The organism is Streptomyces sp. NPDC055078 (assembly GCF_053607985.1).
The window spans coordinates 1-11,252 of sequence record NZ_JBSGUP010000242.1; the positions used below are offsets into that span (position 1 = coordinate 1).

The following is an 11,252-nucleotide window of genomic DNA, read 5'->3' on the forward strand; positions in this document are numbered from 1 at the left end:
CCGGACGGCGGTCGGCATCGCGCCTTTCCTTCTCGCTCTCCGCGACATCGACGTCCTGCGGAGAGACCTTTCCGGTAGCCAGCCATCGCCGCCCCCGCGCATCGATGAAATCCTCACCGGACACATCCGCCTGCGTCGGGCCGAGCATCGTGATCTTGGAAGCATGTTCATTCATGACCCCGCCTCCTCGTCGTTTCGTCGTACAAGGTGGCTGCCAAGATGTTCCACTTGCCATTTTCTCACGCGTACCCATAGGGCGCATTCGGGCACCCAATGCCCCGGGACCCCCGGGGCATTGGCGCGTACCCGGTGGGATCCGGTGATCCAGCCACCCGCGAACCCGCGAACCCGCGATCCGGCGGGCGGGGGCAGGGGCGGGTGAACGCCCGGTGCCGGCCGGTCCGTTCGGGCCCGTGCGCCCATGGCCGAGCGTGGGCCCGGACGCCACGAGCCGGTTCAGTCGTGGCCGGAACGGGAATCGGAGGGCTCCTCCGGACGGGGCGCGCGGTGGCGCGGCACCAGCAGCAGCCCGGCCAGGGGGACCGTACCCAGGACGAACCAGGACAGCGGGCCGTCCGTTTCGAGCAGTGCGCCGGCCGGCGCACTGCCGAGGAGGACGAACACTCCGGACAGCGACGTCAGGGCACCCGTGTAGAACCCCAGCCGCCGGTTGTCGACGAGATCGGGCAGCCACCCCCGGACCGAGGGGAGCACCAGCATCTGCCCGGCCGTCAGCAGGACGACGAACACGGCCGACGGCAGCACTCCCGCCGCCAGTGGGGGAAGGGACCCCGCCGCGGCGAACGCCACGGCGATCAGCACCAGACCCCAGCGGATGGACGCGGCGGGGGACAGCCGCGCGGTGGCCCAGCCCGCGACGGGCAGTTGCCCGACGACGACCAGGAGGGACGAGAGGGCCAGCAGCCAGCCCAGGGCGGCCTGCGAACCGGTGGACCGTTCCAGTTCCATCGGCAGGGCGAGGTAGAGCTGGTTGTAGGCCAGCAGAAAGCTTCCGTAGGCGAGACAGAGTGCGAGGAACCGCCGGTTCGCGAGCAGCGCGCGGGGGGCTCCGCGCGGCGGCGCGGCGCCCGGTTCTTCCCGCCCGGAATCCGCCGCGGGGGCGGGCAGCAGTCGGTGGAGGGCGGCCAGGATCACGACGAACACCACCGCTCCGGCCAGACAGGCCGCCCGGAAACCCCCGGACAGCAGCACCGTCCCCAGGACCGGCCCGATGAGGGCTCCGGCCTGGCCGCCCATGAGGAACAGGCCGATCGTACGGCTCCGGGCGACCCCCGTGGCCCGCTCGTGCTCCACCGACTGGCGCGCGATCTCCGTCTCCAGGGCGGGGGCGTACAGCGCGGCGGCGAAACCGACGACGAGCACCGCGCCGATCACCGACCAGGTGCTGTGGGCGAATCCGAGCCAGCCGAAGCCCACGGCCCGCAGCAGGCACCCGGTCAGCATCACCCGCCGGGCGCCGTACCGGTCGGTGAGTGCCCCGCCGACGACGTAGAGGCCCTGCTGGGAGAAGGTTCGCAGACCGAGGACCAGCCCGATGAGCCACCCCGCGAGCCCGAGGCTCCCACCGAGGTGTCCGGCGAGATACGGCAGGACGAGAAAGAAGCCGAGGTTGAAGGCGAAGCCGCTGACGATGAGCAGGCGGGGTACGGCCCCGAGCGTCCGCAGATCGCGCACGGTGCCCGAACGGCCGGCCGCCGGGGCGGGCCGGGGCGTGGTTCTCATCAGATCGGCTCCGCGTTCGCCCTCGGACAGGTCCGGCCGCCCCCGCGCGAACGCGGGGTGACCGGACCCGATCCTGCCAGGCACCGTACGACCGGCGGCACCCGGGCCGGGGGAGCCACGGCAGCGGGGCCGGGGGAGCCACGGCAGCGCGGCCCGGGCGAGCGGGACGCGCGGTGGTACGGAAGGGAGCCGCGTCCGGTGCTCCCCGCACCGCGCGTCGGGGAACGGTCCCCGGAAGCCACGGTTCCGCCCAGGCCCGACGGGCGGGTGGTGGTGGCGCGTAGGTACCGGTGGGAAGTCCCGGGGCGCGCGGCCGGCGGCACGCTGGACACCGTCCGGGATCGACCGCCCCGGCCGTCACCGTGCCGTACGGCCGGGAGCGGGAGCGTCGGCGCGAGGTGGACCGCCCGGGTCCGCCGCGCCCGCCGCCGGCCACGGGGCCGGGCGCCGCCGGCCAGGGCGATGTCTCAGCGGTAGCCGAAGTTCTTCGCCGAGACGATCCGCACGACACGGTGGTAGCCGACCGCCGCGACCTTGCACTTCGTCCGGGCGCCCCCCTTGTACACGTCCGCGCAGGTGCGCTTCATCTCATTGAGGAACTTGGCGTCGATCTTCTTCCGGGTGGCCTTGGTCGGGCTGAGTTCCAGTTTTCCCTTGGCGCCGTAGTTGCGGTAGCCGAAGTCGTGCTGGTTGCACGCCTTCTTGAACCTGCCCCGGTAGGGGAAGTTCTTCTTCGGCGTACTACAGCCGTCGCTGGTCCAGTTGAAGGGCTTCACCCGCTTGGTCCTGGCGAACTGCTGGTAGGTGAGGTTCATGATGCGGTCGGCCTTGCGCTTCAGACTCGCCCTGCCGGCCGTCGCCGACACGTTCCCGGCGGTCACGGTCTCCGCCGCGGCGGCCGTCCCCGCGCTGCCCGCGGTTCCCGCCAGCGCGGACGCGAGGAGGGCGGCGGACACCAGCGTCGCTCCCAGCGGACTCTTCCTGTCGAACTTCACTGCTTCCTCCATCACTTGTGGCCGTCACCTGAGGTCGCACTGACCGGGCGGCGGTCACCCGGCACGGGTGGCCGCCCATGACGACCCTGCCACCGGGCGAAGCGGGCCCCGCACGGATCGGGCCACGACGGGAGGACCGTCGGACGCCTCATTCGCCCCACCCCTCCCGACCAGCGCGTTCGACGGACAGAGAGCGCGTCCGCGGCATGGTCCGGGACGGCGCCGCGGCATGCGCGACGGTGGGTCGCGCGGGGCAGCCATCACCACGGGCGGACCCCTGTGGCTGCGTCAGCCCGCCGCGTGGATCAGGCGCGTGGGGTGCGACGGGGGCGAGCGGCTGCCGGATGGGCGCGACCGTTGACGACCGGCCGGGCCGCCTCGCCGGGGTTCGGCGGCGGGGCGGGTGCGCAGCGGGTCGGGGCGCGAACGGCGTCGTAGCGCCCCCGGGTCGAAGTGTGTCCGATAGGTGACGACCGGCGCCTCCATGGCTGCGGCCGGGGCCAGGGCCGGGGCCTTGGAGGTGGTGGCGCGGCTCTCCGGCCCTGAGGACTTGTCCGGGTGCCTGTCGTCCCGGTGCCTTCCCTGAGTGGACGGCACCCGCCGGCCGGGAGACGTACGAGCGGAAGGACTCCCACCGCCTGTGCGCTCACCTCCCGGCCGAGGATCGACCGGACCCGGACCCGGACCCGGACCCGGACTCAGACCCGGACCCGGCAGCCGGGCGGGCAGCACCGATCTGCGCCGCGTCGCGGCGCGGCCGGCGGCGCACACGGGGATGCCGGTACGGGCGGGAGCCGCCCGGCCGGTCCACGCCCCAGGTGCCAGGGCTGTCCGGGACAGGCTCCCACCTGTCCGGGACAGCCTGGACGTCTGCCCTGCTCCGTGCCGTCTGCTGTACTCTCCCCTCACCTTTCACAGGAACACCGCCTCTCAGCCCCCGTCGAACAGGGGGCCGTACAGCACGGGCGCCACAGCTGTCGACCGCAGCGATCGAGACAGGGGGCCGGCGAGGCGCCGCACGGGAACCGACCGCCCCGTGACTGCCGCGGCAGGGCCCAGCCTGGAAAGAGGGGGGAACAGTGAACGACGTCGACCCTGACCGTGCCCAGACCACAGCGGACTATCTGCTGTTACTGAGACAGCGCAGGGTGGTGGCCGGGCTTTCGTACCGGCAGCTCGAACGCCGGGCCCGCCACAGTGGCGGGTCCCTGCCGCCGAGCACCGTCGCCACCATGCTCAGGCGATCCACGCTTCCCGGGCGGGACCTCGTCGCCGCCTATGTCGGCGCCTGCGGCGGCGACGCGGCGGAGATCGCCGCCTGGCTGACCGCCCGGGCGCGGATAGCGGCTGCCGCCGTCGCACCGGCCCCGGCGGCTGCCACACCCGCCGGCCCGACCACAACGGGATGGGGAAGCGGCGCGCTCCCGGCAGGCGCGGGAGGATACGGGGTGCTCCCGCCGGGTGCAGGGCGAAGCGGCCCGTTCCCGCCGGGGCAACGCGGCAGCGGCCTGTTCCCGCCGGGGCAACGCGGCAGCGGCGCGCTCCCGCCGGGGGCCGGGGAGCACGGCCCGTTCCCGCCGGGCGTGCCCGTCGTACCGAATCCGCCCCGGCAGCTGCCGCCGGCCGTGTCCGGGCTCGTCGGCTTCCGCTCCCAGCTCGCCGAACTGGACGCGGTGGCGGGCCGGACGGGGTCCGGGCTGGCCATCGTCACCGGCCCGCCGGGGGTCGGCAAGACGGCTCTCGCGATCCACTGGGCCCACCACGCCGAAGCCCGCTTTCCGGACGGCCAGTTGTATGTGGACCTGCGCGGCCACCGCCCCGGCGCCCGCCCGCTCCCGACGGCCGACGCGCTCGCCTATCTGCTGGTCGGCCTCGGTGTACCGGCGGCCGGAGTCCCCACGGACGAGGGGCAGGCCGCCGCCGTCTTCCGGTCCCTGGTCGCCGACCGGCGCGTGCTGCTGGTCCTCGACGGGGCCGTGTCCGCCGACCAGGTGCGGCTGCTGCGCCCGGGAGGGCCCCGTACCCATACGGTCGTCACCAGCCGCGGCAGCCTGGTCGGCCTGAGTGTGCACGACGACGGCAGAGCCGTCCGGGTCGACCCCCTCGGCCGGGACCACGCGGTGTGTCTGCTCGCCCGGACGGCGGGGGAACACCTGGTCGCGGCGGAGCCCGGGGCCGCCCGGAGCCTGGCGGCCCTGTGCGACGGGCTGCCGCTCGCCCTGCGGATCGCGGCCACCGCCTTCGACCCGGGCGCGCGGGCCCCGATCGCCGGACTCGTCACCAGGATGCGGGCCGAGGGCCGGCTCGCCGCACTCGATGTGCGCGGGGACGGATGCGCCGGCCTCGAAGCCGCCTTCGGCTGCTCGTACGACGCCCTCGACGAGGCGCATCGGGGGCTGTTCCGTCTCGTCGCGACACTGGCCTCGACGGTCGTCACGGTGCCGCTGGCCGCCGCGTCCGCCGGTCTGTCCCTCCACGCCGGCCGCGCCGCACTGCGCCGCCTGGCCGATGCCCATCTCCTGGTCCGGCTGACCGGTGACCGCTATACCGTTCCCGGTCTCCTTCGCGAGTACGCCCGCCGGCTGCCCGCCGGAGCCGATGCCGATGCCGGAGTCGGAGCCGGAGTCGCCCCGGACGCCCGCAAGGCCCCCAGGCTCGTACTGCCGGGCACGGGAAGGCCCACCACAGCAGCGGTCTGACGATACGTCAGGCAATCCGGTCCACCACCCGGTGCTCCTGGCGGCCCAGGGGACCGGCACCCACCACGATCCCGGTCGACCTGGATGCGCGCCCCTCGCCGGGCTTCGCATCCGTGGGTGTTCGCATCCGTACGGAAGTGTGCGTGACCCCTCCTCGCCCGCCCCCGGTCCGATGTGCTGTGGGCCCGTAGCCCCTGTCTGTTGCCCGGACGTAGCGAAGAGGGGAACATCATGCGTTCTGCACGTCGACGACAGCCCCGCGGCAGAAGTCGGGCCCACCCGCTCGGACGGCTGACGGCAGCCGCCGCCGGCCGCCTGGGCGTGGCCGGGAGCCTGCTGATCGCCCTGATGGCGGGCAGTCTGGGCGGACCCGCCTTCGCGGCGGAGGCCCCACTGGACGGACCGGCCGGCCCCGGCTGGTCGAAGAGCCGCCCGGTCGGCTCCGGCTCCGTGAAGGGCGAACCCCTCACACCGCGCCCCCGTTCCGACGCCCCATCGGACCGGCGTGCCGCGACCGGCACCCCGCGTGTCGTACGCCCCCGGGCGGGCGGCGGTGACATTGACATCGTCTTGACACCGGGCGCGGCGAAGGCCACACCCGTGCCGGGCACCCCGGTACGGGTCACCGCGACCGGCACGGGCAGCCCGCAGCGGGTCCGGGTGGACGTCCTCGATCCCGCCGCGGCGGACCGCGCCGGGATCGACGGAGTTCTCTTCCGCGTCGAACGCTCCGACGGCCCGCGCACGGCCGCACCCATCGAGGTCGGCATCGACTACTCCGGATTCCGCCGCGCCTACGGCGGTGACTACGCCTCCCGCCTCACCCTGGTCCGGCTGCCCGCCTGCGCCGCGACGACACCGAAGCGGCCCGCGTGCGTACGCGGCACCCCGCTGAAGGCACACAACGACACCGGCGTCGGCCTGATCAGCGGTCGGATCTCCGCGGGCCCGCCCGCCCGCGCCACCGGCCCCGGCGGACGCCCGGGCACCACAGCCCCCGCCGCGCTCTACGCCGTGACGTCGGCGCCCGGCGGCTCCGCGGGCAGCTTCAAGCCCAGTTCGCTGGGTCCGTCCTCGCTCTGGGAGGTCGGCCTCCAGTCCGGCGACTTCGCGTGGTCGTACCCGATCGGCCTGCCGTCGGTGCCCGGCCTGGAGCCCGAGATCGCGCTCTCGTACTCCTCCGGCGCCGTCGACGGCCGTACCGCGGCCACCAACAACCAGGCGTCGTGGCTCGGTGAGGGCTTCGACTTCCAGCCGGGGTTCATCGAGCGGCAGTACGCCGCCTGCGGCGCCGACGCCCCGGGCGGCAACAACACCGCCGCCACCGGCGACCTCTGCTACGCCGGCCAGAACGCGACCGTCGCCCTCCCGGGTGTGGCCGGGGAACTGGTGTGGGACGCCACCAAGCGGATCTGGCGTGCCGAGGACGACGACGGCTGGCGCGTCGAGCAGCTCTTCGGCGCGTCGAACGGCGACAACGACGGTGAACACTGGCGGCTGACATCACCGGACGGCACCCAGTACCACTTCGGCCGCGCCGCCTCGGCCAAGTCGGCGTGGACCGTCCCCGTGTACGGCAACCACCCCGGCGAGCCCTGCAACGCCGCCTCCTACGCGACCTCCTGGTGCCAGCAGACGTACCGCTGGATGCTCGACCATGTCGTCAGCCGCAACGGCGACATCGTGACGTACACCTACGACACCGAGACCAACCACTACGGCCGCGACAACACTCCATCCGCCGCCACCCCGTACGTCCGCGGCGGCCATCTCACCCGGATCGACTACGGCCTGCGCGCCGGTCAGAGCGAGCCGGACGCCCGCGTCCTGTTCACCGCGTCCGACCGGTGTCTGCCCGGCTCCTCGTGTCTGCGCACCGCCCCCGCCGACTGGCCCGACGTGCCGTGGGACCAGCAGTGCGACGGCGGCACCTGCGTCGGCCGGCACAGCCCCGCCTTCTTCGGCACCAAGAAGCTGGAGCGGATCACCGCGCAGGTGCGGGACGGCGGCCGGTTCAAGGACGTCACCTCCTGGCAGCTCCGCCACGCCTTCCTCGCCCCCGGCGACCAGACCGACCCGTCCCTGTGGCTGGAGTCGATCGCCCGTACGGGACACGTCGGCGGCACGGTCACCGAACCCCCGGTCACCTTCGGCGGCACGGTGTTCCCGAACCGTCTCACCGTGGGCGACGGTCTCCAGCCCATGAACAAGTGGCGGCTCACCCGCGTCGGCACCGAGAGCGGTGGCGAGATCAAGGTCGACTACGCCCCGGCGGGCTGCACCGCCACCGCGCTGCCCGTCCCCGACACCAACGGCCGTCCCTGCTTCCCGGCCCACTGGAACCAGGAGGGGGTGACACAGCCACGCCTGGACTGGTTCAACAAGTTCCTGGTCACCGAGGTCCGGGAGATCGACCGGGTCGGCGGCAACCCGGACGAGGTCACCTCCTACGAGTACGTCGGCGACGCCGCGTGGCGGCACGACGAGGCCGAACTCGTCCCGCCGGAGCTGAAGACCTGGGGCCAGTGGCGCGGCTACCGGTCCGTCAAGGTCCGCACGGGGGCGGCCGGCAGCGTCCGCACCCTCGACGAGCACCGCTTCCACCGGGGCATGCACGGCGACCGGAAACTCGACGGCACCACCAAGGACGTCGAGATCGCCGCCAGGAAGGACGAACCGGCACTGCGCGGATTCGCCTACGAGGAGATCACCTACAACGGCGACGGCGGCCCCGAGATCGAACGCACCCTCAGCGAACCCGTCGCCATCGGCCCGAGCGCCGAACGCAGCCGTCCCGCCGGCAGCCTCCGCGCCTTCACCACCGAGGTCAAACGGACCCACACCCGCACCGCGCTGGCGGGCGGCGGCCACCGCGAGACCGAGGAGATCCACGAGTACGACGCGTACGGCGTCAACCACCGGACCCATGACCGCGGCGACCTCGCCGTCCCCGGCGACGACACCTGCACCACCGTCGCCCACACCCCCAACCTCACCGACTGGATCATCGGCGCCCCGCACCGCGTCGAGACCGTCGGCGCCCCCTGCGGCACCCCGGCGAACGGGCCGGACGATGTGATCTCCGACGTCCGCACCTACTACGACGGCTCCGCCACCCTCGGCACGGCCCCCGTCAGGGGCGACGCGACCCGGGTCGAGGAACTGTCCGCGTGGGCGCCCGGCGGGGGCACCTACACCACCGTGTCCCGGCACGCCCATGACGCGCACGGCCGGGTGACGGAGGAGTGGGACGCGCTCGGCAACCGGGAGACAACCGCGTACACCCCCGCGACCGGCGGTCCCGTGACGGAGGTCCGCACCACCAACGCGCTGGGACATGAGGACATCACCGGGTTCCACCCCCTGCTGGGCACGGCGACATCGTCGACCGACGCCGCCGGCCGGCGTGCCGAACTGGTCTACGACCCGCTCGGACGGCTGGTGAAGGCATGGGGTCCCGGCCGGGCCACCAGCCGGGGCCCTGACGCCGAGTTCAGCTATCTGATACGACCCGACGGGCCCGCGGCCGTGACCAGCCGGACGCTTCTGGGCACCGGCCGGTACAGCGTCTCCCACACCCTCTACGACGGATTCCTGCGACTCCGGCAGACCCAGGAACCCGCGCCGGGCGGTGGCCGGATCGTCAGCGACACGCTGTACGACAGCCACGGCCGGGCCGCCCGGGTCAACGACGACTACCACAACCCGGCCGCCCCGGGGACCACGATCCTCAGGGTCGACGACGCCGCTGTGCCCTCCCAGACCGAGTACGTCTTCGACGGCGCAGACCGGGAGATCGCCGAGATCCAGAAGGTCAACGGCGTCGAGAAGTGGCGCACCGGGACCACCTACGGCGGCAACTGGACCCGGGAGGACCCGCCGCGGGGCGGCACCTCCACCACGGAACTGTTCGACGCCGAGGGGCGTACCACGGAGCTGCGGCAGCACAGGAACGCCACCGAGTACGACGCGACGCGCTACACCTACACCAAGTCGGGCCTGCTCGCCTCGATCACCGACCCGGCGGGCAACAACTGGCGGCACACCTACGACGTGAGAGGCCGGCAGACCCGGTCGGACGACCCCGACAAGGGGACCATCACCAGAACCTTCGACGATGCGGACCAACTCCTCACCGTCACCGACTCCCGGGGAAGGACGATCCGGCACGTCTACGACGCCCAGGGCCGCAGGACGGCCGCCCACGAGAATTCCGTCACCGGGCCGAAGCTGGCCGAACTGACCTATGACACCCTCGGCAAGGGCCTGCCCGTGGCCTCGATCCGCTATTCGGGCGGCAACGCCTACCGCAGCGAGATCCTGGGCTACGACGAGCGGGGACGATCGACCGGAACCGCCGTGACCATTCCCGCCGCCGAGGGCGCGCTGGCCGGGCGCTACGAATCAGCGTTCACCTACAACGAGGCCGACCAGATCACCTCGACCACCCTGCCCGGCGCCGGCGGACTCCCGGCCGAGACCCTGCGGCAGGCATACGACGACCTCGGCCTGCCGGTCGCGCTCACCGGCCTCGACTCCTATGTCGCCCATACCGAATACGACAACCTGGGCGCCATCTCCGAGTTCATCCTCGGCACGCCCGGCAGACAGCTGCGCCAGTCGTTCGGGTACGAGACCGGCACCCGGCGGCTCGTCACCTCACGTACCGAGCAGGAGGGCCAGGCCGCCCCGACCGTCGAACGCTCCTTCACCTACGACCCGTCGGGCAATGTCACCCGGCTGATGACCGCCGCTCTCGGCCGCCCCACCGACACCCAGTGCTTCGGCACCGACCATCTCCAGCGGGTCACCGAGGCCTGGACCCCCGACGGCACCTGCTCCGCCCCGCCCACGGTGGCCGGACTCAGCGGCCCGGCACCGTACTGGCACAGCTACACCTTCGACGTCACCGGAAACCGGCAGAGCGAGACCCTGCGCACCCCGGCGGGCACCACCACCCGGACCTACGCCTACCCGGCGGCCGGATCCGCACAGCCGCACGCCCTGCGCTCCGTCAGCCAGTCCGGGGCGGACGGCACCCGCACCGACAGCTTCGCCTACGACTCCGACGGCAACACCACCTCCCGCACCGTCGACGGCGTCACCCAGACGCTCACCTGGGACAGCGAGGGCCTGCTGGAGTCGGTCAGCGGCGGGGGCACGTCCACCTCCTATCTCCACAGCGCCGAGGGCGACCGCCTCCTGCGCCGCGAACCCGGTGCCACCACCCTCTATCTGGGCGGCACCGAACTGCGCCTGGACACCACGACCCAGGCGGTCACCGGCACCCGCCACTACACGATGCACGACTCCACCATCGCGGTCCGCACCCCGGGCGGACTGACCTGGCTGGCCGCCGACCACCACGGCACGGGCGAGACCGCCGTCGACGACTCCACCCAGCAGGTCACCCACCGGCTGCATCTGCCCTACGGCGCCGCCCGGGGCGGCTCCGGCTCCCCGGGAGGCTGGCCGGGCCAGAAGGGCTTCGTCGGCGGCACCCAGGACCCGTCGACCGGTCTCACCCAGCTGGGCGCCCGCGCGTACGACCCGCTCACCGGACGGTTCATCTCGGTGGACCCGGTCATCGACTTCAACGATCCCCAGCAGATGAACGGGTACGCGTACGCCAACAACAACCCGGTGAGCTTCACCGACCCCGACGGTCTCACGCCGAAGAAGACGAAGAAGAAGCAGAAGAAGACCAAGCCCGCCGTCTCCGCCAAGTCGTCCAAGTCGGTCGCGTTCTGCAAGGGCGATGTGCGCTGCGAGATGCGCTACTCGAAGCCGAAGAAGTCCCCGGCGGCGGCCAAAC

Annotated in this window: 4 protein-coding genes; 2 read left to right on the plus strand and 2 right to left on the minus strand. The window is 73.0% G+C overall.

All coding sequences use genetic code 11. The features are described 5' to 3' along the window. Window positions 1-456: 456 nt before the first annotated feature. Both ACWF94_RS20715 and ACWF94_RS20720 read right to left on the minus strand, forming a co-directional pair. Entirely contained in the window at window positions 457-1,743 is a 1,287-nt protein-coding gene (locus tag ACWF94_RS20715) for an MDR family MFS transporter (RefSeq protein WP_453490180.1), read from the minus strand. Window positions 1,744-2,210: 467 nt separating this feature from the next. Next, complete coding sequence (locus ACWF94_RS20720; protein WP_453490183.1) at window positions 2,211-2,738, minus strand: phospholipase A2; 528 nt, start codon at window positions 2,736-2,738, stop codon at window positions 2,211-2,213. 1,079 nt (window positions 2,739-3,817) lie between these two features. Between ACWF94_RS20720 and ACWF94_RS20725 the strand changes: the two genes are divergently transcribed. Both ACWF94_RS20725 and ACWF94_RS20730 read left to right on the plus strand, forming a co-directional pair. Continuing rightward, window positions 3,818-5,437, plus strand: coding sequence for an NB-ARC domain-containing protein (locus ACWF94_RS20725; protein ID WP_453490186.1), 1,620 nt, complete (start codon window positions 3,818-3,820; stop codon window positions 5,435-5,437). A 231-nt stretch (window positions 5,438-5,668) separates the two neighbouring features. Continuing rightward, window positions 5,669-11,252 (plus strand): RHS repeat-associated core domain-containing protein (locus ACWF94_RS20730; protein ID WP_453490189.1); only part of this gene is annotated, 5,584 nt, incomplete at its 3' end.